24 protein-coding genes, 1 tRNA gene and 1 other RNA gene are annotated in these 25005 nt (G+C 68.3%); 11 read left to right on the top strand and 15 right to left on the bottom strand.

Annotated features, from left to right (window positions below; all coding sequences use genetic code 11):
- Positions 1–19: 19 nt before the first annotated feature.
- On the bottom strand, positions 20–901 hold the full coding sequence (locus tag MOM01_RS20615; RefSeq protein WP_241387303.1) for a LysR family transcriptional regulator ArgP: 882 nt from the start codon (positions 899–901) through the stop codon (positions 20–22).
- A gap of 72 nt (positions 902–973) precedes the next feature.
- On the opposite strand from MOM01_RS20615, the gene MOM01_RS20610 reads away from it, so the two are divergent.
- Complete coding sequence (locus tag MOM01_RS20610; protein WP_241387302.1) at positions 974–1576, top strand: LysE/ArgO family amino acid transporter; 603 nt, start codon at positions 974–976, stop codon at positions 1574–1576.
- Between the two features lie 15 nt (positions 1577–1591).
- On the opposite strand, the gene MOM01_RS20605 is transcribed toward MOM01_RS20610, so the two are convergent.
- Both MOM01_RS20605 and MOM01_RS20600 read right to left on the bottom strand, forming a co-directional pair.
- A complete protein-coding gene (locus MOM01_RS20605) occupies positions 1592–2458 on the bottom strand; it encodes a cation diffusion facilitator family transporter (RefSeq protein WP_241387329.1) in 867 nt (288 codons plus the stop codon).
- Between the two features lie 33 nt (positions 2459–2491).
- The gene (locus tag MOM01_RS20600) at positions 2492–2911 is read right to left on the bottom strand and encodes a pyridoxamine 5'-phosphate oxidase family protein (RefSeq protein ID WP_241387301.1); all 420 of its coding nucleotides are present in this window, start codon (positions 2909–2911) and stop codon (positions 2492–2494) included.
- Positions 2912–3028: 117 nt separating this feature from the next.
- Between MOM01_RS20600 and MOM01_RS20595 the strand changes: the two genes are divergently transcribed.
- From MOM01_RS20595 to tgt, 3 genes are all read left to right on the top strand, one after another.
- Entirely contained in the window at positions 3029–5773 is a 2745-nt protein-coding gene (locus tag MOM01_RS20595) for a calcium-translocating P-type ATPase, PMCA-type (RefSeq protein ID WP_241387300.1), read from the top strand.
- Between the two features lie 161 nt (positions 5774–5934).
- Entirely contained in the window at positions 5935–7173 is a 1239-nt protein-coding gene (locus tag MOM01_RS20590) for an MFS transporter (RefSeq protein ID WP_241387299.1), read from the top strand.
- Entirely contained in the window at positions 7170–8429 is a 1260-nt protein-coding gene (gene tgt, locus MOM01_RS20585; RefSeq protein ID WP_241387298.1) for a tRNA guanosine(34) transglycosylase Tgt, read from the top strand. Before MOM01_RS20590 ends, tgt begins: the two co-directional genes overlap by 4 nt.
- Here the strand turns inward: tgt and MOM01_RS20580 are convergent.
- The 6 genes from MOM01_RS20580 to MOM01_RS20555 form a co-directional block, all read right to left on the bottom strand.
- Positions 8420–9151 carry a queuosine precursor transporter gene (locus MOM01_RS20580; RefSeq protein WP_241387297.1) on the bottom strand — a complete coding sequence of 244 codons (732 nt, stop codon included), beginning with the start codon at positions 9149–9151 and terminating at the stop codon, positions 8420–8422. The genes tgt and MOM01_RS20580 overlap by 10 nt on opposite strands.
- Positions 9152–9272: 121 nt before the next feature.
- Entirely contained in the window at positions 9273–10055 is a 783-nt protein-coding gene (locus MOM01_RS23375) for an RDD family protein (RefSeq protein WP_308197020.1), read from the bottom strand.
- A gap of 94 nt (positions 10056–10149) precedes the next feature.
- Complete coding sequence (locus MOM01_RS20570) at positions 10150–11064, bottom strand: hypothetical protein (RefSeq protein ID WP_241387296.1); 915 nt, start codon at positions 11062–11064, stop codon at positions 10150–10152.
- A 101-nt stretch (positions 11065–11165) separates the two neighbouring features.
- Positions 11166–12083 carry a tRNA glutamyl-Q(34) synthetase GluQRS gene (gene gluQRS, locus MOM01_RS20565; RefSeq protein WP_241387295.1) on the bottom strand — a complete coding sequence of 306 codons (918 nt, stop codon included), beginning with the start codon at positions 12081–12083 and terminating at the stop codon, positions 11166–11168.
- A 60-nt stretch (positions 12084–12143) separates the two neighbouring features.
- Positions 12144–12728 (bottom strand): TetR/AcrR family transcriptional regulator, encoded by a 585-nt coding sequence (locus MOM01_RS20560; RefSeq protein ID WP_241387294.1) that lies wholly within the window; start codon positions 12726–12728, stop codon positions 12144–12146.
- 52 nt (positions 12729–12780) lie between these two features.
- A complete protein-coding gene (locus MOM01_RS20555; protein WP_241387293.1) occupies positions 12781–13446 on the bottom strand; it encodes a YoaK family protein in 666 nt (221 codons plus the stop codon).
- A gap of 142 nt (positions 13447–13588) precedes the next feature.
- Here MOM01_RS20555 and MOM01_RS20550 point away from each other — a divergent pair, with 142 nt between their 5' ends.
- The gene (locus tag MOM01_RS20550; protein WP_241387292.1) at positions 13589–14686 is read left to right on the top strand and encodes a GmrSD restriction endonuclease domain-containing protein; all 1098 of its coding nucleotides are present in this window, start codon (positions 13589–13591) and stop codon (positions 14684–14686) included.
- A gap of 22 nt (positions 14687–14708) precedes the next feature.
- On the opposite strand, the gene MOM01_RS20545 is transcribed toward MOM01_RS20550, so the two are convergent.
- On the bottom strand, positions 14709–14963 hold the full coding sequence (locus tag MOM01_RS20545) for a hypothetical protein (protein WP_241387291.1): 255 nt from the start codon (positions 14961–14963) through the stop codon (positions 14709–14711).
- Positions 14964–15074: 111 nt separating this feature from the next.
- Positions 15075–15162: transfer RNA gene (locus tag MOM01_RS20540), tRNA-Ser, on the bottom strand.
- Between the two features lie 117 nt (positions 15163–15279).
- Between MOM01_RS20540 and ffs the strand changes: the two genes are divergently transcribed.
- The 4 genes from ffs (at position 15280) to MOM01_RS20520 (ending at position 18230) form a co-directional block, all read left to right on the top strand.
- Positions 15280–15374, top strand: an RNA gene (ffs, locus tag MOM01_RS20535) — signal recognition particle sRNA small type.
- A 47-nt stretch (positions 15375–15421) separates the two neighbouring features.
- Positions 15422–16714, top strand: coding sequence for an aminotransferase class I/II-fold pyridoxal phosphate-dependent enzyme (locus tag MOM01_RS20530; RefSeq protein WP_277610034.1), 1293 nt, complete (start codon positions 15422–15424; stop codon positions 16712–16714).
- A gap of 143 nt (positions 16715–16857) precedes the next feature.
- Positions 16858–17439 carry an HhH-GPD-type base excision DNA repair protein gene (locus tag MOM01_RS20525; RefSeq protein ID WP_241387290.1) on the top strand — a complete coding sequence of 194 codons (582 nt, stop codon included), beginning with the start codon at positions 16858–16860 and terminating at the stop codon, positions 17437–17439.
- Positions 17440–17441: 2 nt separating this feature from the next.
- Positions 17442–18230: a trypsin-like peptidase domain-containing protein gene (locus MOM01_RS20520; protein ID WP_241387289.1), complete on the top strand. Its 789-nt coding sequence runs from the start codon at positions 17442–17444 to the stop codon at positions 18228–18230.
- 22 nt (positions 18231–18252) lie between these two features.
- Here the strand turns inward: MOM01_RS20520 and MOM01_RS20515 are convergent, their stop codons facing one another.
- Genes MOM01_RS20515 through MOM01_RS20505 form a run of 3 tightly spaced genes read right to left on the bottom strand, consistent with a single transcriptional unit; the run spans position 18253 to position 21161 of the window.
- Positions 18253–19359 carry an LLM class flavin-dependent oxidoreductase gene (locus MOM01_RS20515; protein WP_241387288.1) on the bottom strand — a complete coding sequence of 369 codons (1107 nt, stop codon included), beginning with the start codon at positions 19357–19359 and terminating at the stop codon, positions 18253–18255.
- Entirely contained in the window at positions 19359–20204 is an 846-nt protein-coding gene (gene thiM / locus MOM01_RS20510) for a hydroxyethylthiazole kinase (protein WP_241387287.1), read from the bottom strand. The genes MOM01_RS20515 and thiM overlap by 1 nt, the downstream gene beginning before the upstream one ends.
- A gap of 60 nt (positions 20205–20264) precedes the next feature.
- The gene (locus MOM01_RS20505) at positions 20265–21161 is read right to left on the bottom strand and encodes a sulfurtransferase (RefSeq protein WP_241387286.1); all 897 of its coding nucleotides are present in this window, start codon (positions 21159–21161) and stop codon (positions 20265–20267) included.
- A 124-nt stretch (positions 21162–21285) separates the two neighbouring features.
- On the opposite strand from MOM01_RS20505, the gene MOM01_RS20500 reads away from it, so the two are divergent.
- On the top strand, positions 21286–21975 hold the full coding sequence (locus MOM01_RS20500; protein ID WP_241387285.1) for a GntR family transcriptional regulator: 690 nt from the start codon (positions 21286–21288) through the stop codon (positions 21973–21975).
- Positions 21976–21982: 7 nt separating this feature from the next.
- Here the strand turns inward: MOM01_RS20500 and MOM01_RS20495 are convergent, their stop codons facing one another.
- Positions 21983–22609, bottom strand: a complete 627-nt coding sequence (locus MOM01_RS20495; RefSeq protein ID WP_241387284.1) for a PadR family transcriptional regulator — start codon at positions 22607–22609, stop codon at positions 21983–21985.
- Between the two features lie 176 nt (positions 22610–22785).
- Between MOM01_RS20495 and MOM01_RS20490 the strand changes: the two genes are divergently transcribed.
- Positions 22786–24999: a DNA polymerase III subunit gamma and tau gene (locus tag MOM01_RS20490; protein ID WP_241387283.1), complete on the top strand. Its 2214-nt coding sequence runs from the start codon at positions 22786–22788 to the stop codon at positions 24997–24999.
- Positions 25000–25005: the final 6 nt, after the last annotated feature.

Raw genomic sequence — 25005 nt, 5'->3', positions numbered from 1 at the left:
GGAGCGGCCGGTGGTCAGGTCAGTGCAGCACTTCACGCGCGGTGCGGCGCACTGCGTCGGTCAGGGCGTCGAGCACGGGTGAGTCCAGTCGCCATCGCTGCCAGTACAGCGGCACGTCGAGCGGATCGTCCGGCGCGAGGCTCACGAGATCCGTTGTGCCCGTGATCATCGCGTCGGGAAGCATGGCCCAGCCCAGGCCGAGGCGCGCGGCCTCGACGAACTCGAGTGCACCCGGAACGTAGTTGCGTGGCGGATCGAGGCGCCGCCGCGTCCGTCGCCGGACGAAACGGTCCTGCATGTCGTCCTTCCGGTCGAAGGTGAGCATGGGTGCGTCCTTCAGTTCCGCGGCGGTCATCCCCTCCGGGAACCACCGGGCAGCGAAGTCCACGCTCGCCATCGCGTGATAACGCATGGCACCCAACCTCTCCGAGGTGCAGCCCTGGACCGGCTCGGGAACGGAGGTCACCGCCGCCATCGCGGTGCCGTTGCGCAGCAGCTCCGTGGAATGGAACTCGTCCTCGCGATGCAGTTCGAACAGCGCCCGGTGGCGGACGGGCATGCGGGCGAGCGCTCGCAGCGTCCAGGTGGACATCGAATCCGCGTTGACCACCAGCGGAACGGTGGTGTAGCTCTCGCCGTCCGCGCCGGAGCCGAGCTCTTCCGAGGTGTCCTGTTCGAGCCGGGCGACCTGACGCGCGAGCCGCTGCACGACCTCGCCGGCCGGTGTCGCGCTGACGGGCCGGGTGCGCCGGAGCAGGACCTGACCGACATGCTGCTCGAGCGACTTGATGCGCTGGCTCACTGCCGAGGGCGTGACACGCAGCACCGCCGCGGCGCCCTCGAAGCTTCCCTCGTCCAATACCGCTGTGAAAGTGCGAAGTTGAGCGAAGTCGACGTCCATATGAAGAAACTCTAATGCAGGTTAAGGAAAATCAACTTTCCTTGTTCACGCGGGCTTCCTAGCGTGGTCGTCATGTCCCTCATCGCTGCCGGATTCTTCACAGGTCTGTCCCTCATCGTCGCCATCGGCGCGCAGAACGCCTTCGTGCTGCGCATGGCCATCGCGCGACGGCATGTGCTGCCTGTGATCACCGTGTGCGTGGTGTCGGACGCGCTGCTCATCACCGCCGGTATCGCAGGCATCGCGACGATCCTCGACCACGCGCCGGGCGCGATCGACGTGATCCGCTGGGCAGGAGCGATCTTCCTGATCGGCTACGGGCTCTTCGCGGCACGTCGCGCACTGAGGCCGTCGGCACTGTCCGCGGCACCGGGTGGTGCCGTCACCATCGGTGCCGCGCTCGTGACCTGTCTGACCCTCACCTGGCTCAATCCGCACACCTATCTCGACACCGTGCTCATGCTCGGGTCGGTGGCCAACCACTACGGCAATCCCGGCCGGTGGTGGTTCGGTGCCGGGGCGATCGTCGCGAGCGTCGTCTGGTTCGCAGCGCTGGGCTGGGGCGCCCGCTACCTGCGTGCATGGTTCGCCAAGCCCGCCTCGTGGCGCATCCTCGACGGCGGGGTGGCGGTACTCATGCTCGGACTCGGTGCGGGACTGATCACCTCGGCGTGATCGGCGGGCACGTCGTCACGTCTGCTCGACCGGTACGGGTTCAGGTTCGAGGTGGCTGAACACCACGACTCCGGGCAGGGTCTCGGCGAGATCCGCTTCGATCCGGTCGAGCAGGTCGTGCCCTCGGCGGACCGTCAGATCGCCGGGCACCCGCACGGTGAGGTAGACGAATCGCTGGCGACCCGACTCCCGGGTTCTCGGGGGCAGGATGTCCACCCGGCCCGGCTCCCGGTAGCGGTCGAGGACGGCGTTCACCGCGCGCACGTCCTCCGGGGGCAGCACCGCATCGAGCATGCCCACCACCGCCTGCCGCACCAGGCCGAATCCGATCCGCAGGATGTTCAGCGCCACCAGGATCGCCACGATCGGGTCGAGCACGTCCCAGCCGGACAACGCCACCAGTGCCACACCGACGAGCACGCCGACGGACGTCCACACATCGGTGAGCAGATGTTTTCCGTCGGCGACCAGCGTGATCGACCGATAGCGGCGTCCCTGCCGGATCAGAAGCAGTCCCACCACGAGATTGAGCAGCGACGACCCGGCCGACAGGAAGAGACCGAATCCCACCTCGGTCACCGGCTGCGGTGAGATCAGTCGTTCGATCGAGGTCCACAGAATCGCCGTCGCAGCGGCGAACACCATGGTTCCCTCGACCGCGGCGGAGAGATATTCGGCCTTCCCGTGCCCGAAGTCGTGGTTGGCGTCGGCGGGCTTCGCGGCGAGGCGCAGCGCGGCGAGGCCGACGAGGGCCGCCACGAGGTTGACGCCGGATTCGAGGGCGTCCGACAGCAGACCCACCGATCCGGTGATCCACGCCGCCGCTGCCTTCAACAGCATCGTCGTGAGCGCCGCCGCCACCGACAGCAGCATGAACCGCATCAACATGCGGTGCTGCGACGACGTCGCCACGACTCAGTGCTTGACGAGGACGAGTCGCATCCCGGTGATCTCGGTGGCCGTCAACTCGACATAGTCGTACTTGGCAGTCGGAACCCAGGGCATCAGTCCGAGAGCATCGATCCGTGCCTCGTCCCCGAAACTCCGGATGAGCCGAGCGCGGCCGTGGACGACGACGCTCCACGCCGAGTCCTCATGGATCTCGTCGACCTCGAACGCCACCGTCGCGTGCACCACCAGTTCCGAGAGCTTGCTGCCCGCACCACTGCGGAAGTACACCCTGTGCTCGTCCGTCACGTAGTTGACGGGGTAGATCTCGGGCCGTCCCTCCACGACGGTGACGAGACGGCCCAGCTTGCCCGTCCGGAGCAGCTCCCAGCACTGCTCCTCGTCGAGCGGAACGACAGGATCGTCGGTGTTCGGGTTCTCGGTCATAGGGATCCGCTCCTTCGAGTCTGCGCCACGTCCAGCACATCACGAACAGGCTTCCGGCGCAGTGGAACGCTTCGGCGGTTACGGTGAGTTCGGAACATCGCCGAGTGAGGAGGGCCGATGTCCGCACAGGCTCCCGCGACGACCGCGCCTTGGCACATCCGTGAAGCGGCCGAAGTGGCCGATGCTCTCGCCGTCGATCCCGGACGCGGTCTGAGCGCGGACGAGGTCGAGAGGCGCCGTGCCGAATACGGACCCAACCTGCTCGACGAGGCCCCACGGGCGCCGGCCTGGCGACGGGTGGTGTCGTTGCTCGCGGACAAGATGACCCTCGTGCTCGTCGTGGCGGCAGTGGTCAGTGCCACCGTCTCGCGCGAGTGGGAGACGCCGGTCGTCATCTTCGCCGTGATCGCACTCAACACCGTGCTCAACTACGTGCAGGAATCCCGCGCCGAGAGCAGCCTGCAGGCCCTGAAGAACATGTCGGTGTCCACCAGTCGCGTCCTGCGCGACGGGCGCGGAACCGAAGTGCCCCGTGCCGAACTCGTTCCCGGCGACGTCGTGCTCATGGAAGCCGGGGACACCGTGCCGGCGGACGGGCGGCTCGTGACCGCCGTCCGGTTGCAGGTCGCCGAAGCCGCGCTCACCGGTGAATCCCAGCCGGTCGACAAACAGGTCGATGTCGTCGACGACCCGGACGCCCCGCTCGGCGACCGGTCGGACATGCTGTTCATGAACACCGAGGTCACCCGCGGGCGTGCGGCGATGATCGTCACCGGAACGGGCATGCGCACCGAAATGGGTGCGATCGCCACACTTCTCGGATCTGCCGGTACGGAGCAGACCCCCCTGCAGCGCCGGATCGGCCAGCTCGCTCAGACGCTGACGTTCATCGCGATCGGGACGGTCGCGGTGGTCTTCGTCCTCGGTCTCCTGCGGGGTCAGACGTGGTCCGAACTGCTCGTCACCGCCGTGTCGCTCGCGGTCGCGACGATCCCCGAAGGCCTCACGGCCGTGGTGGCCTTCACCCTGGCCATGGGAGCGTCGCGTCTCGCCGCCCGGGGCGCGATCGTCAAGCGGCTCGCGGCGGTGGAGACGCTGGGCAGCACCACGCACATCTGCACCGACAAGACCGGGACCCTCACGCTCAACGAGATGACGGTGCAGCGCCTGCTCGTCGCCGGTCGCACCTTCCGGGTCACCGGCACCGGTTACGGGACCGAGGGCAAGATCCTCGTCGGAGACGGCCTGCCCACACCGGACTTCACGGACGCGCTGCTCGGTATGAGCCTGTGCAACGACGCGACCGTACGGAACGGCACGCTCGTCGGCGACCCCACCGAAGGCGCCCTCGTGGTGCTCGCCGAGAAGGGCGGTATCGATGTCGACGGCGCCCGGGCCGCGCTGAACCGGATCGCGGAGGTGCCGTTCGACTCGGACTACAAGTACATGGCCACCTTCCATGTGCTTCCGGACGGCGGATATCGCGTTTTCGCGAAGGGGGCGCCCGGCGTGCTCCTCGAACGCGCCTCGTCGTATGCCGGGTCCGGTGGTCCGGTGCCACTCGACGACGACGCCCGGACGCGGCTCCGGCAAGCCGTGGAAGATCTCGCATCGGAGGGCCTGCGCACCCTGATGATCGCCGGTCGCGATCTCGACGTCGTTCCCCGCGGTGACGCGGAGGCATTGCAGGAGAAGGTATCCGAGCTGACGATCTACGCGATCGTCGGAATCGTCGACCCGCCGCGGGTCGAAGCCGAGGACGCCATCGCGGTCGCGCACGAGGCGGGGATCTCGGTGCACATGATCACCGGCGATCATCTCGTCACCGCTTCGGCGATCGCGAACGAACTCGGCATCCGCGGCTCGGCGGCCTCCGGCGCCGAGATCGACAAGATGACCGATGAGGAACTGCGGGTGCGGGCGAAGGAACTCGGCGTCCTCGCCCGGGTGTCCCCGGAACACAAGATCAGATTCGTGGAGGCGTTGCAGGCCGGCGGGCAGGTCGTCGCGATGACGGGCGACGGCGTCAACGACGCTCCCGCCCTGGAACAATCGGATATCGGTGTGGCCATGGGGATCACCGGCACGGACGTCTCCAAGGGCGCCGCGGACATGATCCTCACCGACGACAACTTCGCCACCATCGTCGCCGCGGTGTCCGGCGGACGCGGGATCTACGACAACATCGTCAAATTCGTGAAGTTCCAGTTGACGACCGCCTGGGGATTCGTCCTGATCTTCCTCACGGCGGGCGTACTGGGCCTGGCGGGAGGGGCGCCCTTCAGTGCGCTCCAGATCCTCTGGGTGAACATCATCATGGACGGGCCACCGGCACTGGCGCTCGGCATCGATCCGACCGAACCGGACGCCATGAAACGACCGCCGCGTCCGGCGAAGGAAGCCCTGCTCGAACGTTCCCGCGTCCAGCGCATCCTCGGGCTCGGCGTGGTGATGACGGTGGGCACGATCGCGGTCCTGCACTTCGGGCCGGAACTGTTCCCCGACAGCGCATCCGACCCGTTGTTCGCCACCACGCTGGCGTTCACGACGTTCGTCTTCTACCAGGTCTTCAACCTGTTCAACGTGCGCTCGGATCTCGGCTCGGTGTTCTCGGCGCAGACCTTGACCAACCACACCATCTGGATCGCCATCGTCGCCGTCGTCGTCCTGCAGATCTGTGTCGTGCAACTCGGCGCCCTGCAGGGAATCATGGACACCACCTCGCTCACGTCCGAGCAGTGGCTGCTGGCGATCGCCGTCGGCTCGTCGGTGCTGTGGGTGGACGAGGCCGGTAAGTTCGTCGGCCGTCGGCTGGCAGCGCGCAGAGCCGAACGGGCACCGGCGACGACCGCCCTGACCTGACCGCGCCGGGAATGGCGTAACTCACGTCGTCTCCGGGGAGAAGTGCGACGCGGGCTGCCCGAGAATGGACACTGCCCACGCGCCGCTCACCGAGCGCGCCCTCGTCCCGGGCCCCACCACGATCGGTTCCGGGAGCATCGACGATCGAAGGTTCCTCACCGATGACCACCACGGCTTCCGGCCGCCCGACAGACGATGCTGCCCGCGGCACGTCCGGACATCCCGCGCGCACCCTGGTGATGTGGGCGCTCGCACTCGGAGGGTTCGGTATCGGAACCACCGAGTTCGTCGCCATGGGATTGCTCCCCGAGATCGCGGCCGACGTGGGGGTGTCCGAACCCACCGCGGGACACGTGGTGTCCGCTTACGCCGCCGGAGTCGTCGTCGGCGCTCCGCTCATCGCCGCGATCGCCGCGCGCGTACCGCGCAAGACACTGCTCGTCGCGCTGATGGTGGCGTTCACACTGGGGAACGCGGCCACCGTGCTCGCCCCCGGCTACGGCTTCCTCGTCGCCTCCCGGTTCGTCGCCGGTCTTCCGCACGGCGCGTATTTCGGAGTTGCCGCACTGGTCGCGGCGCATCTGGCCGGTCCCGGCCGTCGCGCACGGGCGGTGGCGCTGGTGATGATGGGCCTCTCGGTCGCGAACGTCGTCGGCGTGCCCGCCGCATCGTGGCTCGGAATGGCGCTGGGCTGGCGCGCGGCATTCGTGCTGGTCGCGGTGATCGGCGCCCTCACGGTCGCGGCGCTCGCCGCGTGGGTGCCGTCACTGTCGATACCGACCACCAGCGTGCGCGTCGAACTCGGTGCTCTGAAGAGCAGTACGGTGTGGCTGACGCTCGCGGTGGCCGTCATCGGCTTCGGTGGCGTCTTCGCGGTGTACACCTACATCAGCACCACGCTCACCGACGTCGCCGGTGTTCCGAAATCGCTCGTGCCGGTCGCGCTCATGCTCTTCGGCGTCGGGATGGTCGTCGGAAACGCCGTCGGTGGCCGCATTGCCGACCGCGCCGTGATCCCCGGTGTCTTCACCTCGGTCACCGCGCTCGCCGTGCTGCTCGCCGTCTTCGTCGCCGCGGCCCACAATCCCTGGACGGCATTCGTCATGGTGTTCGGTCTGGGTGTCGGCTGCGCTGCCGTGGGACCGGCTCTGCAGGTGCGGTTGATGGATGTCGCCGAGGACGCCCAGACACTCGCGGCATCGCTCCACCACGCGGCGTTCAATCTCGCCAATGCGTTCGGTGCGTGGATCGGCGGGGTCGTGATCGCGGCCGGGCTCGGCTACACCGCACCGGCCGCCGTCGGGGTGCTGCTGGCGCTGGCCGGCGTCGCCGTGTTCGCGGTCTCGGTGCGCCGGCGTGACGCAGCCCCCGCTCGCCCACGTGATTGGATACGCAGGTGACCGATCCCAGCATTCCGGCCCCGCCCGATCCTTTCTTCACCGTCGGAGCGCGTCTCGACAACGGACTCGGCCGCACTGGCACGATCCACACCCCGCACGGGGACATCCGGACGCCGGCCTTCATCCCGGTGGGCACGAAGGCGACCGTCAAGGCCGTGCTGCCCGAGACGATGGCAGAACTCGGCGCGCAGGCATTGCTCGCCAACGCCTACCACCTCTACCTGCAGCCCGGCTCGGACATCGTCGACGAGGCCGGCGGGCTCGGCCAGTTCATGAACTGGCCCGGCCCGACCTTCACCGACAGCGGCGGGTTCCAGGTCATGTCGCTCGGAGCCGGTTTCAAGAAGGTCATCGCGATGGAGGCCGTGGGCGTACAGAACGACGATGTCATCGCGAAGGGCAAGGAACGCCTCGCACACGTCGACGACGACGGCGTGACCTTCAAATCGCATCTCGACGGGTCGCGGCACCGGTTCACTCCCGAGGTGTCGATGCGGATCCAGCACGAGCTCGGCGCCGACATCATGTTCGCCTTCGACGAGCTCACCACCTTGATGAACACGCGCGGCTATCAGGAACGCTCTCTCGAGCGGACGCAGGCGTGGGCGGTGCGGTGCATCGCCGAGCACGAGAAGCTCACTGCCGCGCGGGCCCACCGCCCCTATCAGGCATTGTTCGGAGTCGTTCAGGGCGCCCAGTACGAGGATCTGCGCCGGCAGGCCTGCCGCGGTCTCGAATCGATCGTCGGGGAGACCGGGCGGGGATTCGACGGTTACGGCATCGGCGGCGCGCTCGAGAAGCACAATCTCGGCACGATCGTGCGGTGGTGCACCGAGGAGCTGCCCGAGCACAAGCCGCGGCATCTTCTCGGCATCAGCGAACCCGACGACGTCTTCGTCGCTGTCGAGCACGGCGTCGACACCTTCGACTGCGTCAATCCGTCGCGTGTCGCGCGCAACGCTGCGATCTACCGGCCGGACGGCCGGTTCAACATCAACACGAGCCGCTACCGCCGGGACTTCACGCCGATCGACGAGAACTGCGATTGCTACACCTGCGCGAATTACACGCGGGCGTACATCCACCACCTGTTCAAGGCGAAGGAGATGCTCGCCTCGACACTGTGCACGATCCACAACGAGCGCTTCACGGTGCGACTGGTCGACGACATCCGGACGAGCATCGAGAACGGCACCTTCGCGGACTTCAAGGCCGAGACACTGGGCCGGTTCTACGCGGGCCGGCGTCAGGCGTAGGTGGGTTCACGCTTCTTGACGTACGCGATCACACGGTAGGTCACGGGCAGCACCACGATCTCGACCAGCGTCTTCCACAGGAAGCCGACGAGCACGAAGTTGACGAAGTCGCTCCAGGTCGTGATGCCGATGGCGCCCGCGGCGATCGAGCAGAAGATGAGGGTGTCGGCGAACTCTCCGACGACGGTCGAGCCGATCAGACGCGCCCACAGATGCTTCTCCCGGGTGCGTTCCTTGATGCGGACGAGGACGTACGAGTTGAGCAACTGCCCGACGGCGTATCCGGCGAGACCGGCGAGCAGCATCCGCGGCACCACACCGAGCACGTTCTCGAAGGATTCCTGACCGGCGTAGAACTCGGCCGGGGGAAGCTGCTGGGTGAGCCAGAAACACAGTGCGGAGAGCGCGACCGCACCGAATCCGTAGAACACGGCACGGCGGGTCGCGGCGAATCCGTACACCTCGCTGAGGACGTCACCGAGGATGTAGGCCAGGGGGAACAGGAAGAAACCACCGTCGGTGACGACCGGCAGGATCTGCAGCGGCCCGAGCACGAGTTCGGAATCGGCGAAGAAGGCGATGCCCTTCGTCGCGGAGATGTTGGAGATCATCAGCACCGCGGTGAACAGGACGACGATCCCCGTGTACGGGCTGCGGCCCACGCGCGCGAAGGTGGCGTGGTCGGCGGGGGCGGGGGAGGGCTTCGGTCCGTGCTCGGTCACCCGGACATCCAAACATCCTGCCGTGACGATCACGAAGTTGCGAACGGTCCGTACGCTGCGAATCCCCACATACGACGAGGGCCCCGTCCCGATGAGGACGGAGCCCGTGAACGCACGGGGATCAGGACTTGCGCACCTGTGTGCCCCCCGCGAACTTGTCGTGGAAACCCTGCTTGCCGCCGTCCTGCTCGATGGTGACCGCGATGCCGATCCATGCGGCGAGCGACAGCAGACTTGCGAGAAAGCCCAGCACCGGAATGCCGGTGAGGATCTGCAACGCGATGAACGCGTTGCGCTTGGCCGCTTGCTCGAGAGTGGGGTGACCCCCGCCGGGAGCGACCACCGACAGGCCGAGGAGCTTCTTGCCGAAGGTCGCGCCCTGGGTGGATTCGAGATACGTCCAGTAGCCGAACGCGACGACACCTGTGACAACCGTCATGAAGAAGCTCACGAAGCCGCTTCCGCCGCTCGCGAGAAGCATCACGAAGGTCAGGATCACCATCGGGATGCCCACGATCAGGGTGTCGATGATGCGTGCGCCGAGGCGGGGCAGCAGCTCACCGGGAGCTCCGCCGCCGAAGTTCGACTCCGGTCCGGGGTAACCGGGAGCGCCACCGATGGGCGCGCCGTACTGCGAGGACCCGTACTGGGGCCCGCCGTACTGCGGTGCGCCGTGCTGGGGCGATCCGTACTGCGGGGACCCGTACTGGGGTGCTCCGTACTGGTTGCCCTGCGCGCCGTACTGGGGAGTTCCGTGCTGAGGTGCGCCGTATTCGGGCGAGCCGTACTGGGGGAACTGGCGGGTGTAATCGGGCGGTGTCTCCCCGTACGAGGGGGAACCGCCGGGATAGCCGCCCGGTGCTCGCGGGTCCTGCGGAGGGGGTGGGTAGCCACCTGTGGTCACTTATGTCTCCCTTGTCGCGATCGGCATGGCAACGCGCCACGGTACAGCTTTCCGTGGCGCGTCGGTACATGCCGCCGCGGGGGCGGCGATCCGGTCAGGCGGCTACGGGGCCACCCGTGGTGACCCGATATGCATAGGTGACGGCGATGATCGAGACCGGTACGGAGACCAGGAGACCGACCAGACACAGCAGGGTGCCGGCGATGTTGATGCCCAGCAGTGCGAGAGCGAGCAGGAACAAGGTGCCTGCATTCGACCGGACGGCGTTGATGCTCGACTTGATCGCGGTGATCGCATCCTGATTGCGGTCGATGACGAACTGCATCGTCCACCACGTGAAGAATGCGAAAGCCAGGCCGGGCAGGATGCACAGCACGAAACCGATCGAGGTGCCGATGGCCACGAGAAGACCGGCGACGATGACCGCACCGATCGGGCCGACCTGGAGGAAGGTACCGAAAGCGGGCCGCTGCCCGTCGACCTCGCTCAGGGCGCCGCGCACGAAGGCCGCCTGGATCAGATAGCCCACGATGGCCGAGACGATGCTTCCGACGAAGTTCAGCAGGGTGAAGTCGGTCGTCTCCGTCGTGATGTCGATTCCGCCGTCGAATCCGTTGAAGATGCCGCTGATCAGACCTTGCACGAGGAATGCGATGAGCATGAAGACGATCCACACGCCGGGATTCCCGCGGAACTTCGACCAGCCGTAGGAGATCGCGTCCCCGACGGTCAACCGGTTCGTCGCCGGCCCGCCGATGCCTCCCGCGCCGTAGTCTCCGGGCGGCGGCGGATAGTTCCCGCCCGGAGGCGGGGGTGGGTAGCTCCCCGGTGGGGGATAGTCGCCCGGCGGGGGATAGTTCCCACCCGAGGGCGGCGGATAGCTGCCGGGCGGCGGGTAGTTTCCGGGCGGCGGATAGCTGCCGCCGGGCGGTGGCGGGTAGTTGCCGGGCGGTGGAAACCCACCCGGGTTCTTCGGATCCTGATTCGGGTCGTAACCACCGGTGGTCATGGCTGCCTCTCCTCGCCGGGACCGGACACCTCCGCGAGAGTACGTCCGCAGCGCACGCTCTGCACCCTCTACAGGCGCATCGTGTCCTATCGGATGCAGCCTCAGGAACCCTCGAACACCCAGGGTTCGCGGGGTAGGCGTGCAGGATCCCAGCGGTCGAGCAGCAACGCCGGGGAGACCGGCTCGCCGGGATCCGCCAGCCGCAGCGAGACCGCGATCGTGCCGAGCACGTCGGCGGTCGTGTGACCGAGCGCGAGCTGATCGGCGAGCGTGACCGCACCGTCCCGCTTGGCCAGCCGCTTGCCGTCGTGGTTGAGGGCGAGCGGCACGTGCGCGTAGACGACTCCCGGCAGGCCGAGAAGCTCGGCGAGACAGGCCTGTCGCGGAGCGGAGGTGAGCAGATCGTCGCCGCGCACCACCTGGTCGATCCCCTGCTCGGCGTCGTCGACGACGACGGCGAGGTTGTATGCCGGGGTGCCGTCGTTGCGGCGCAGCACGAGGTCGTCGACGATTCCGGTGAAATCACCGTGCAGCACGTCGTGGATCGTGTACCACTCCTCGGTCGCGCGCAGCCGGATTGCCGGCGCCCGTCCCGCGGCCCTGCGTTCGGCTCGTTCGGCGTCGGTGAGATCGCGGCAGGTGCCCGGATATGCGCCCGCGGGAGCGTGGGGGGCGGAGGTGGCCTCGAGGATCTCGCGGCGGGTGCAGTAACACTCGTAGGTCAGGCCGGCCTCGTCGAGACGAGCGATCGCCTCGTCGTACAGGCGGCGACGCCGGGACTGGTGGACCACCCGGCCGTCCCAGTCGAGTCCGAGAGCCGCGAGATCCGCGAGCTGGCGTTGCTCCGCGCCGGGACGGACTCGGTCGAGATCTTCGACTCGCAGCAGAAAACGCCGGCCCGTCGACCGCGCGAACAGCCATGCCAGGACCGCGGTGCGCAGATTGCCGAGATGCAGATCGCCGGATGGGCTCGGTGCGAAGCGGCCCGCTCCTGCATCGTCCTCGTCCGAAAGTGACACCTGTGCACTCTAGCGAGCGGTCCGGGGAAGCACTGCTCGCCGGACGCGCCCCCGATCTCGTCAGTGCACGTCGGCGCCGTCGAGGACGAGCCGGACCTGGGTGTGCAGAGCGTGGGTGAGATATTCGCGCGGGTAGAGATCGGGGCTCGACGCCGCATCGAGGGCGAGGCCGTGGACCGCGGAGAGCAGCAATGCCGCCCGGGTCTCCGCGTCGGGCGTGCCCGTGCGGATCAATACGCGTGCGATGCCGGTGCGGATCGTGAACAAGGTCGCCGTGCGGATGGCGCTCAGTGTGGGGGAGGTGACCGCCCGCACGGTGAACGCCGACATCACGTGGACCTCGCTGTCGCGCTCGTCGTCGAGGGGGAGCAGTTGACTCAGTGCCGAGAACAGGGTGCGTGCGGGATCGATGTCCGGATCGACGTTGGTCAGACGGGTCAGCACCCGGTCCGACAAGGTACGGAAGGAGTACGCGAGCATCTCGTCCTTGGTGGGGAAATGATGTTGCACCGCACCGATCGAGACCCCCGCTTCGTTCGCGACCTCCCGCACGCTCGCGGCGTCGAGACCATTGCGCGCGGCCACATCGAAGAGTGCCGCTGCGAGCCTGGTGGGGCTGGTGGTGGCATAGGGGCGCGTGCGCATGGATGCACCGTAGCCGAGCGGACTCCCGTACAGATGTACGGGGAGCGCGGGATCACACCCCGCCGGTGGTCTCGTGATCGGGGAGGAACTGCACCGTCACCGTCAGGATGGCGGCGAACGCTGCGGCGACCCCCAGCGCGTGCAGATCGAGGATGTGGTGGGCGAGTGCCCCGAGGACCGCGCCGGCCATCAGCCCTCCCCACAGACCCAGATACGGCAGCCAACTCCATCGCGGGCCTCCGAAGAACGCCGCCGCGACCCGCTGACCGATCTTCACGAGTGCGCCCGTCATGTAGGTGAGGGCGATGCTGGTCTCACCGTGTCGCCGGAACACCGAGTTCTCCGCCCCCATCGCAAGGGTCATAGTGACGATGGCGAGCGGTGTCCATCCCACGAAGGCGCCCACGGCGCCGACGGTCAGCAACGCCGTCACGACAGCGAGAACCGCGGTCTTGCCGGCACGTCCGTCACTGCCGGCCAGGTGCGCCACCACGCTGCCGAGGATCACTCCGAGTACGAAAAGTGCGATCACACCGCCGATCAGGGCGGCCGTCCTCCAATCGGCATTCGCCACCCCGACCGCGAGACGCGTGGAGTTGCCGCTCATGAACGACACGAATACTCCGCTGAGCGTGATGAAACCGAGCGCATCGACGAAGCCGGCGAGAGAGGCCAGAGCGATCGCGAGTCCTTGCAACTGCCTGCCGTAACCGACCACACCATGATGGTAGAACCGCGCGGAGCGGCGAGGGTCGTGACACGAGCCACGCGAGTACTTACGTCCTGTAACGAGGTGGTGTCACGACCGCGATGACACGGGGGGAGTCGAACCGGCTCCCCCGTTCTCAGGAGTCTCGCCGATGTCCTTGCCCCGCATGTCGTCCCGGCTGTCCTTACTCGTCGTCGCGACTGCCGTGGGCGTGACCCTCGCCGGTTGCCGGGCGGTCGCCGAGGACGCACCCGTCGCGCCCGCGGCATCGACCGAGCAATCCACGACGACCCGGATCGAACCGTCCCCGAGCACGACGTCGTCCACCGCGGCCGCCCCGACCACCACGGCCTCGCCGGCGCCTCGTCCCGGAGGGCAGGCATCCTCGGCGGATCCGTCGGCCGCCCTGGCCCGACTGGCGACCCTCCCGATCAAGGGACGCGCGCCCAAGACCGGTTACGGCCGGGATCTGTTCGGGCAGGCCTGGAGCGACGCGGTGTCGGTGGAATTCGGGCGCAACGGCTGCGATACCCGCAACGACATCCTGCGGCGCGATCTCGTCGACATCGTCTACAAGCCGGGTACCCGCGAGTGTGTGGTGGAGTCGGGCACGCTCCACGATCAGTACACGGGTGCGACCATCCCGTTCACTCGAGGGCAGGACACGTCGACGGCAGTGCAGATCGACCATGTGGTCGCCTTGTCGGATGCGTGGCAGAAGGGCGCACAGCAACTCGACCCCGGTACCCGGGCCGATTTCGCCAACGACCCGCGCAACCTCCAGGCCGTGGACGGGCCGACCAATCAGCAGAAGAGCGACGGTGATGCCGCCACCTGGCTGCCACCGAATCGCGCCTATCGCTGCACCTACGTCGCACGGCAGATCGAGGTCAAGTCCATCTACGGCCTGTGGGTGACGCAGGCCGAACACGACGCGATGGTCCGGGTTCTCACCGAATGCGGTGGTTCAGGGGTTCCGGCCGGCACGCCTGCACCCGCGCCCGCGCCCGCGCCTGCCACGACCACACCGACTCCCGCTCCTGCTCCCGCCCCGGCGCCTGCACCTGCCCCCGCCCCGGCGCCTGCCCCCGCTCCGGTGCCGGCGGCACCCGCCCAGTCCGCCCCGGCGGGGGTGTACTTCGAGAACTGCTCGGCCGCCCGGGCTGCGGGAGCGGCGCCGTTGTACGCCGGTCAGCCCGGCTACCGCCCGAAGATGGACCGGGACGGTGACGGGGTCGCCTGCGAGTAAGGGGCCCGGCGTGAGCTCCCCGTCAGCCGAAGCGGTCGGTGAGAGTGCGGCGCATGCGGTGGAGTTCGCGGAGCCGGGCGGTCTGCTTCTCGGCTTCCGCATCGAAGGTGCGCGCCCGGTCCACGGCCCCCGCGCGGTGTTCGGCCCGAGCCTTGCGCCGAGTCGTCTCCAGGGCTGCGGAGACATCGTCGATCTCCCGGTCGAGCATGTCCACCCAGACCGAGGCCTGCTCGCGGTCGGCATTGCCGGCGCGTGTGACGTCGTCGTCCGCGTTCACGAGAAGAATCGTGCCCGAGTCCCGGCGTGTATGCGAACGAACGCGCCGGGCCGCGATGTGCCGGAGAAACAGGAAAGCCCGTGGGACGCTGCAGCATCCCACGGGCTTCCGTGGCGGAGGATAGGGGATTTGAACCCCTGAGGGCGTTAACCCAACCCGCGTTCCAGGCGAGCGCCATAGGCCACTAGGCGAATCCTCCGTGGGGAAGCATACCGAATGGCGGCACCAAACTGCCAAACGAGCAGGTCGCTCCGCGATTCCGGGCGTCCCCAGGGGGCGGGTTGGCCGCTGAGGGGCATGGTCCTCTACACTTGCCGATGGATCCCGCGCGGCGCGCATCCTGTGAACTCCCCCAGGGCCGGAAGGCAGCAAGGGTCAACGGGCTCTGCCGGGTGCGCGGGGTCCTCTTAGACTCCGCCGATGCCCGTGTCGCCGTGCACGGTGAAAGGTCCCTCCGCATGCCTACGCAAACCCAGTACGGGTTGATGAGCCATGAGGAACTCGTTGCAGAGCACGAGCGCCGCTCCGCCGACTACGAGCGTCTGAAGTCGGAGAAGCTGACGCTGGACCTGACCCGCGGCAAGCCCTCACCCGAGCAGCTCGACCTCTCCGCGGAGTTGCTGTCGCTGCCCGGCCGCGACGACTTCCGCGACGGCAACGGCACCGACACCCGCAACTACGGTGGTCTGACGGGGCTGCCCGAGCTCCGTGCGATCTTCGCCGAACTGCTGAACATCCCCGTCGAGAACCTCCTCGCCGGCAACAACGCGAGCCTCGAGATCATGCACGACCTGGTCGTGTGGTCGCTGCTGCACGGAACCACCGACTCGCCGCGCCCGTGGTCGCAGGAGCCGGTCGTCAAGTTCCTGTGCCCCGCGCCCGGTTACGACCGGCATTTCGCGATCACCGAGTCGCTGGGAATCGAGATGATTCCGGTACCGCTGCGGGAGGACGGCCCCGACGTGCGACTGATCGCCGACCTCGTCGCGAACGATCCGCAGATCAAGGGCATGTGGGCCGTGCCCACCTACTCGAATCCCACCGGGGCGGTCTACTCCGAAGAGGTCGCCCGCGAGTTGGTGTCGATGCCGACAGCCGCTCCGGACTTCCGTATCTTCTGGGACAACGCCTACGCGGTGCATCCGCTGACCGAGCATCTCGCACCCGCGATCGACATCCTCGGTCTTGCGGCGCAGGCCGGTCATCCCAACCGGGTGTTCACCTTCGCGTCCACCTCGAAGATCACTTTCGCCGGCTCCGGTGTGAGCTTCTTCGGAAGTTCCGCCGAGAACCTCGCCTGGTACCAGAAGCATCTGGGCATCAAGACCATCGGCCCCGACAAGGTCAACCAGCTGCGTCATCTGCGTTTCTTCGGGGACGCCGAGGGCGTACGCGCCCACATGGCCGAGCACCGCAAGATCCTCGCACCGAAGTTCGCTCTGGTCCGACGCATCCTCGAGGACCGCCTCGGCGAGTCGAAGGTCGCATCGTGGACCGATCCCGAGGGCGGCTACTTCATCAGTCTCGACGTCGTCGAGGGCACGGCCGCCCGCGTCATCGCCCTGGCGAAGGATGCCGGCATCGCGCTCACGGGTGCCGGGTCGGCCTTCCCGTACAAGAAGGACCCGGAAGACAAGAACATCCGCCTCGCACCGAGCTTCCCGTCGCTGGACGAGCTCGAGAAGGCGATGGACGGTGTCGCGACCTGCGTGCTGCTCGCCGCGACGGAGAAGGCTCTCGCCGAGCGGTAGGCCTCGGCCCGAAGGCTCCTTTGCTCCCACCCTGTGGACAACGTTGTGCACAACACGTGGATGAGCGGTGGACAAACTCGGTCCGCCCTGTTCAGGGCGTCGTGGTGTGGCGGCGTCCCCGAGCGACAGGCATGATCGTCTCCATGTCATCGACGTTGAACCTGGTCGGCGATCCGGAAGCCGACGCCCTGCTGGCCGGCGATCCGCTGGCGCTCCTCATCGGCATGCTGCTCGACCAGCAGGTGGCGATGGAAGTGGCGTTCGCGGGGCCGAAGAAGCTGGCCGAGCGGCTCGGCGGTCTCGACGCGCACCGGATCGCGGACGCCGATCCCGACGACTTCGTCGCGGTATGCGCCCGGCAACCGGCCGTCCACCGCTTCCCCAAGTCGATGGCACAGCGCATCCAGGCGCTGTGCGCGGCGATCGTCGAGAACTACGACGGTGACGCGGCGGCATTGTGGACCTCCGGCGGGCCGGACGGCAGGGAGGTGCTGCGCAGACTGAAGACACTGCCCGGATTCGGCGACCAGAAGGCCCGCATCTTCCTGGCGCTGCTCGGCAAACAGATCGGTGTGCGACCCGAGGGCTGGCGGGAGGCGGCCGGCGACTACGGGCAGGAAGGTGCACGGCGGTCGATCGCCGACGTCGTCGACGAGCAGTCGCTGCAGGAAGTACGCGAGTTCAAGAGGTCGGCGAAGGCCGCGGCCACAGCGGCGAAGAAATAGGTATGCGGCGCGTCCTCGCGGTGTGCTGCGCTGCCGTCGCGTGCGTCTCCGGTTCTGTGGGAGTGGCCTCGGCCGGTGGCGGTGACGATCGGCTCGTCCTTCGTCCGGGTGACGGGATCACGTTCTCCGCGGAGCCGACACCGGGCTGGTGCTCGGTGGCCGCTGTCGGGCACGACGACGCGGGCAGACTCGTCGCGATCACGGCGGGCCACTGCTACCGGACGGGGACGTCACCGATCTGGAAGGTCGACGAACAGCACCGAGGCCCGATCGGTGTCGAAACCGATGTCGCGAGTACGGGTTCGGTGGATCCGCTCGGATTCCCCACCGACGAGAAGGCCGACTACGCGGTGGTTCTCCTCGACGAGACGCGGGTGCGGGGATCCAACACGTCCGTGCCGAACGACCGCGGTGAGCGCGTGGTCCTCGAATCGATCGCGGCCTTCGGTGAGGGCGAGCAGCCGGTCGGGACGCACTGTGCGGCGGGACGCAGCACCTCGGTGGCCTGTGCGACCGGCGACGTGCGGGTGGACGAGAACCTGATGTCGTCGCCGCTGCTCATGCGGCCGGGCGACTCCGGCGGGCCGCTCGTGCGCGCCGAGACCGGTGAGTGGCTGGGATTGTCGGTGGGTTACCGGTTTCCGCAGGCACCTGTGTCGGACGATCCCGGTCCGTTCGGCCGGGTTCCCGACACCCGGTTCGCCGTCTACCAGCGTGCCGACCGGATCCTCGCGGAGATCGACGCGCGCGGCGGGATCGGCGCGGGGTTCTGTCTCGTCGACACCCCCTAGCCCCTCCCGCCGCGGCCGAATTTCAGAGTGCGTCGAAACGCGGAATCAGATGTTCCGCAACGTTCTTCGCCTCGTCGATGAGTGGCCATCCGGCGAGGATCAGAGAGGTCAGCCCGGTCGCGTCGCGTAGGGTCCGCACGTGTCCGGTGATCTCGTCGGGCTCCCCGACGTAGTAGACGGCCGACGATCCCGTGCCGAAGATGTCCAGCGGCGACCACGCCGTGATGCCCGCGTACAGGCCGTCGCCGATGTAGAGGTCCTCCGGTTCGGGCAGTGAGCCGGCGTTGATCGTGTCGACCCAGCCCTGTCGCTGTGCGTCGCGCGCGGTGAAGGTCTTCAGATCCTGCTTTCCGTGGGTGCGGCGGCGGACGGCCCTGTCGAGTACGTCCTGGATCTGCTCGATGCCGGCCTTCTCGAACAGCGAGCGGAACCGCTCGATCGCTTCGTCGCGGTTCGGGCGCACGATCACGCCGGACAGCGCGCCGAAGTCGGTGTACTCGCGTCCCTCTACCTTTGCGGACTCTCGTGCCGCGGTGAACTTCTCGTCGACGAACGCGTTCTCGCGCAGCATGATCAGGTAGGCGTCGAGCACCTTCCCGGCGTTCTGCAGGCCGGCGGGGGAGTCGCCGGTTCCCCACAGCGGTACCGTGTGATCCGCCGGTGCGTCGATGCGGAGTGGGGTGTTGGGGAAGTTCGACTCGGTGCCCTCGGCATAGATTCGACGGAAGTCGTCCCAGTACTTCTCGCCGAGTTCGTACCGCCGGTCGTGCTCCACGTTCATGTCGTACTTGGTGAGGATGTTCTCCCGGCCGTTGACCGAGTTGATCATCAGGCGGCCACCGCTGAACGCGTCGAAGGTCAGGGCCTTCTCGGCGAGCAACCGGGCGGGTGTCATGTTGGCGTAGATCGCGACGAGGAACTTCATCCGGGTCGTGTGCGCCGCAGCCCAGGTTGCCGAGATGAACGGGTCGTTCGGCCAGGTGGCGACGAGTGCGCCCTCGAAACCGCCTTCGTCGATGGTCTTGGCGAGTTCTATCTGACGCTGTCCGTCCACCGGATACAACCCGTCCGGGCTCCAGGGGTAGTCGCCGTCGGCCTGGGTGAGATACCAGAAAGTCTTGATGGGCATTACTTCGTGTCCTCCGTCGGAAGGTCGAGCGGTTCGAGTCGGGCACGTGCCCGCAGTGTGTCGGCGTCGACGGCGTAGAGCGCATCGAGATAGGCGACCGCGAACGAGCCCGGGCCGCTGGAGTTCTCCTCGGCGATCTCGGCGGCGACCGCGACGTGGGCATGCGCCGTGGCGACTCCGATCAGCGGGGTGGCGGCCACCGCGAGATAGGCCGCGACCAGCCCGCCGAGCGAGCATCCGGTCGAGGTCACGCGCGGCAGCATCGCGCTCCCACCGGCGATACGCAGTCCGACGATCGCGCCGTCGCGGTCGCGGCCGACCAGATGGTCGACCGGTCCCGAGGCCGATACGGCCTGTGCGCGATCGAGCAGGGCCAGAGCGGCCGGAACGGCGGCAGCGGCCTCGTCGGCGCTGTCGACGCCACGCGTGTCACCGCCGAGGCCGGCCAGCGCGATGATCTCGGAGGCGTTGCCGCGGATCGCGGTGGGGCGGTGGTGCAGGAGATCGGCGGCGAGGGAGGTGCGCCAGGCCAGGCCACCCACGCCCACCGGATCGAGGACCCACGGGGTACCGGCCTCGTGCGCTGCTTCCGCGGCGCGGGTGAAGGCGGCCGCGGTTCCGTCGTCGGGGGTGCCGAGATTGACGAGCACCCCGCCGGCGATGCGCGCGAAGTCCCCGGCTTCGTGGGCATTGTCGATGTGGGCGTTGCTGGCGCCGGCGGCGAGCAGCACGTTGGTGAGGAAGTTGGCGGAGACGATGTTGGTGAGCGACTGCACGAGCGGTACCCGAGCGCGGAGCGCATCGAGGGTGGCTGCGAGATCGTCGACGGTGGGGGGCGTGGTCACGGTGGATCCTGTCGGGAGAAGAGCGTCGGGACGAAGCGGGTCAGGATCGCGGACATCGCATCATGCGCCGGCCTTCCCGTTCTCGAGGGTGCGCATCGGCAGGGCGGGATCGGCGGTCCACTCCTCGAGGGAACCGTCGTAGACGGCGAGATCGTCGTGCCCCGCCCGCACGAGTGCCAGTGCGAGCAGACATGCGGAGACGCCGCCTCCGCAGTACAGGATCAGGGGTCGTGGCGCCTCGGCGAGCGCGGCGTCGCTCAGTTCGGCCACCTGCCGGGCGGGACGGAGGAGGCCGTCGGCGAGCATGCTCTTCGCGGGTAGGTTCCGGCTGCCGGCGATGTGCCCGCGGCGCGCGTAACGGGTGGTGGCGGTCCCGGCGAACTGTTCGGGGTCGAGTGCGCAGACCAGAGTGCCCGGTGCGTCTCCGGACACCACGGCGAGCACGTCGTCGCGGTCGCGCCACAATCCCCGGTCGGTCAGCCCGGTCCGGGGCGTGACGGCGCGGCGTTCGGTGGCGTCACCGGATTCCACGGGCAGTCGCAGGGCGGCCCAGCGTGCGAATCCGCCCTCGAGCACCCGCGCCGCGATGCCGATGTCGCGCAGCATCCACCACAACCGGGACGCCCAGGTCATGCCGCCGTCGTCGTAGATCACGAGGTCGGTGTCGGGGGTGGCACCCAGGTCGGCCAGGGCGGCCGCGAGGTCGTCCGGCGTGGGACGGGAGAAGTGCAGGCCGGTGCCCGGGGCGCTGAAGCCGCCGAGCAGATCGGCGTGGACGGAGCCCGGGAGGTGCGCCTCACGCCAGGTGGCGTATCCGGATTCGGGCCGGTAGTCACCGTCGAAGCGAGGTTTGGGGAAGGACACCGTGGCGTGCAGGATCGTGTACGCGCCGGGGTCGAGGGCGAGCTCCTCGGCGCTGATCAGCACCGTCTCGTCTCGGGATACCGCCTCGGTCACGCGTTCGGTCCTCTCGTCGTGTTCGCGAACCGACGCTAAACGACGAACAACGTATACGCAAGTATGCGAACGTGGACGATGGCATAATCGGCGCACGTATCGCCACGCCGATCGGAGGGTGCAGATGACCGAGCAGGATGCTGCGGCAGAGTTGGAGAGCTCGCTCCTCGTCGAACCGCCGACCGGGCGCGACGACCAGACCTCCAAGCAGTACTTCCGCCTGCGCTCGGACATCCTCGCGGGGAAGTTCCCCCGCGGTGCCGCCCTGCACGAGACCCAGCTCAGCGAAACCTACGGAGCGTCGCGCACCCCGATCCGCGAAGCGCTGAACTGGCTTGCGCACGACGGACTGCTCGAACGGGCGAGCCGCGGCTTCCGGGTGCGTTCGGGGACTCCCGAGGACGTGATCGAGATCTATGCGGCGCGCGTCGCGCTCGAGTCGGAGGCGGCGGGTGCGGCAGCGATCCGGCACACGGACCTCGATATGGCCCGGCTCGAGCGACTGCACGATTCGTGCTGCTCCGCCGCGGACGACGCCGCAGTGCGCGTCGGCAACTTCCGGTTCCACGAAGCCCTGTGGCAGGCCGCGCACAACACGACGATCACGACACTGCTGGTGCGGCTGACCACCCAGCTACGGATCTACGATTCCGGTCCGCCGTCCAATTACGGCGAACCCGACCTGCTCAACGACGAACACGCGCAGATCCTCGATGCACTCCGGGCGCGGAACGAGACCGCGGCCCGGGAGCACATGCGCGCGCATCTCGAGCGCAGCCGCGAGCAGCGTATCCGCCTGTTCGCCCGCGGCTGAGCTGTTCTCACTCCTCGCCGGGCGTCTCGGTGTCGCCTGCGAGGATCCGGTACAGGGATTTCTTCGCCTCGGTCAGGACCGCGTGTGCGGCGGTGACCTCGGCGTCGGAACCGCTCATCGCCACCGAACGTGCCGCGCCCTGGAGTTCGCGGAGGGCGAGCCGCAGGTCGGGCGTGCCCGACTCCCGGTCGTGGCCGGCGAACGGGTCGCTCGACTCGTTCTGCGGGTCCTCGAGGAAGGCGCGGCCGAGGTCGGTCAGTGAAGCCAGTTTCCGTCCACCCTCCTTCTCGACCGTGACGAGTCCCTCGTCCTCGAGCTGGGAGATCGTGGGGTAGATCGCCCCCGGGCTCGGGCGCCAGGCGCCGCCCGTTCGTTCGGCGATCGCCTCCATGAGCTGGTAGCCGTGCATCGGCTCCGTGGCGAGCAGGCGCAGGACCGCCGCGCGGACGTCGCCGCGTTGCGCTCGGCCGCCTCGGCCTCGCGGTCCGCCACCTCGGTGCGGGTGCGGGCCGTACTCGTCGCGGGGCCCGTGATGCCCCCTGCGGTGCGGTCCGTCCGCCCGGAACGGGCCGCCGGGGAGATTCCGATCGTGTCCTCCGCGGCGAGGTCCGCGGTGATGTTCATGGGTTCGCATGTGCGTTCTCCTTTTCTGTCGATATTCTCACGATAGAACGCGATATATCGTTAATGCAAGGGTGGGTTCGGCCACAGGGCCGGCGAATCCGGGCCGTACCGGGCGTGGACGGTGGGGTACGTGGCCCGGGTGGGCCGACCTCCTTGCATGTCGGCCACCGCCGGTACGCTCGGCCCGTGGCTCTGTACCGGAAGTATCGACCTGCGACCTTCGCTGAGGTGGTGGGCCAGGAGCACGTCACCGTGCCCCTCAGCACGGCACTCGACACGGGCCGCATCAACCACGCCTACCTCTTCTCGGGGCCCCGTGGGTGCGGCAAGACCTCCTCGGCCCGTATTCTCGCCCGCTCGCTCAACTGCGAGAGCGGCCCCACATCGACCCCGTGCGGGACATGCCGGTCCTGCCTGTCGCTGGGGCCGGGTGGTGGGGGCAACCTCGACGTCACCGAACTCGACGCCGCGAGCCACGGTGGTGTGGACGACACCCGCGAACTGCGCGACCGCGCGTTCTACGCACCTGCCGAATCGCGCTACCGCATCTTCATCATCGACGAGGCGCACATGGTCACCACGCAGGGTTTCAACGCCCTGCTCAAGATCGTGGAGGAGCCGCCGGAGCATCTCATCTTCGTCTTCGCGACCACCGAACCCGAGAAGGTGCTGCCCACCATCCGGTCACGCACGCACCACTATCCGTTCCGGCTGCTCGCACCCACCGCGATGCGGGGTCTGCTCGAACAGATCTGCGGGCAGGAGAACGTGCCGGTCGAGGATGCCGTCTATCCGCTGGTCATCCGCGCCGGCGGCGGTTCTCCCCGCGACTCGCTGTCGGTGATGGATCAGCTCCTCGCCGGTGCCGGTCCGGAAGGCGTCACCTACGACCGAGCCCTGTCGCTGCTCGGTGTCACCGACGTCGCCCTCATCGACGAAGCGGTCGATTCGCTCGCAGCGGGCGACGGTGCGGCACTGTTCGGCACCGTCGAGAAGGTCATGGACGCCGGGCACGACCCGCGTCGTTTCGCCGTCGATCTCCTCGAGCGCCTCCGCGATCTCATCCTCGTGAAATCGGTCCCCGACGCCGCCGAGCGCGGCCTCGTCGACGCGCCCGGCGACGTGCTCGAACGGATGCGCGACGAAGCGACCCGCCTCGGCCCTGCCACCCTCACCCGCTATGCCGAGATCGTGCACGCGGGGCTGGGGGAGATGCGTGGAGCCACGTCGCCGCGGCTGTTGCTCGAAGTGATGTGTGCGCGCATGTTGCTCCCCGCCGCTTCCGAAGCGGAAACCGCTGTGCTGCAACGACTCGAACGTCTCGAACAGGGGATCGTCGCTGCGCCCGGTGGCGCGGTCTCGAGGCCGGCGCCGAGTGCTGCGGCACCGGCCGCGCCGCCCATCTCGCCCGACGAACCTGCGGCTCGTTTCCAGCGGCCCTCCCGACGTCGCGCCGAGGAGGCGCCTCCCGTCGCGCCCGTGCACGAGGAAGCTCCGGCTCCGCAGCCCCCTGCTACCCCGCAACCCTCTGCCGCCCCGCAGCCACCTGCGCCGGAACCTCCCGTCGAGTCGGACGCTTCACGGCCGCAGAGCGCTCCTGCGATCGAAGAGGTTGCCGTGCAGGAAGTTCCACCTCCCGCACCGGAGGTTGTGCGCGTCGAGGAGCGGGCGGCGCCCGTCGAGGAGCAGTCTGCACCGCCCATCGAACCCGCCATCCCGGCCGCCGCGGGCCCCGACGCCGCCCAGATGCGTGGCGTGTGGTCGGAAGTGCGCACGAAGGTCCGCGAGCGCAGTCGTACCGTGGAGGTCATGCTCTCGGGCGCCACCGTGCGCTCGGTCGAGGGCAGCCGGGTCGTGCTCGTCCACGATTCCGCTCCGCTGGCCAAAAGGCTCGCCGATCCGCGTAACGCCGCAGTGATCGCCGACGCGCTGCACGCGGTGTTCGGTGCGGAATTCGAGGTCACCTGCGTCCACGGCTCGGCCGCCGAAGCGCCCGTGAAGACCCAGGCACCGGAGAAGAACTCGCGTCCGTCGGGTCAGCCACGTTTCTCCCGCCCGAGTCAGGCCAAGAACGTCCCGCCGGCCGCGCCCGCCGAAACCCCCGCTGCACCGCAACGGCAGGCGGCTACCGTGGCCCCGACGTTCACCCGTCCCTCGGTCGAGAGCGCCGACGACATCCCGCCGCCCGAAGCGCCCGACCTGCCGGACGACCCGGGGCCGGATCCCGTCTACGACGATCCGACACCGCCCGATCCGTCGCAGATGACGGAGGCGGACGTCGAGGAGATGTTCGCCGAGGCCGCTACGCCCGGTGATCCGTCGACACGCCGCGATCCGGAGGACGTCGCGATCGAACTGCTCAAGGACATGCTGGGCGCGAAGCCGCTCGACGAGAAGTAGCCGGCG

It is taken from the genome of Rhodococcus sp. CH91 (assembly GCF_022554085.1).
GTDB lineage: Bacteria > Actinomycetota > Actinomycetes > Mycobacteriales > Mycobacteriaceae > Rhodococcus.
Note: the sequence above shows the minus strand (reverse complement) of the source record. Positions and strands in the feature narration are given on the sequence as shown.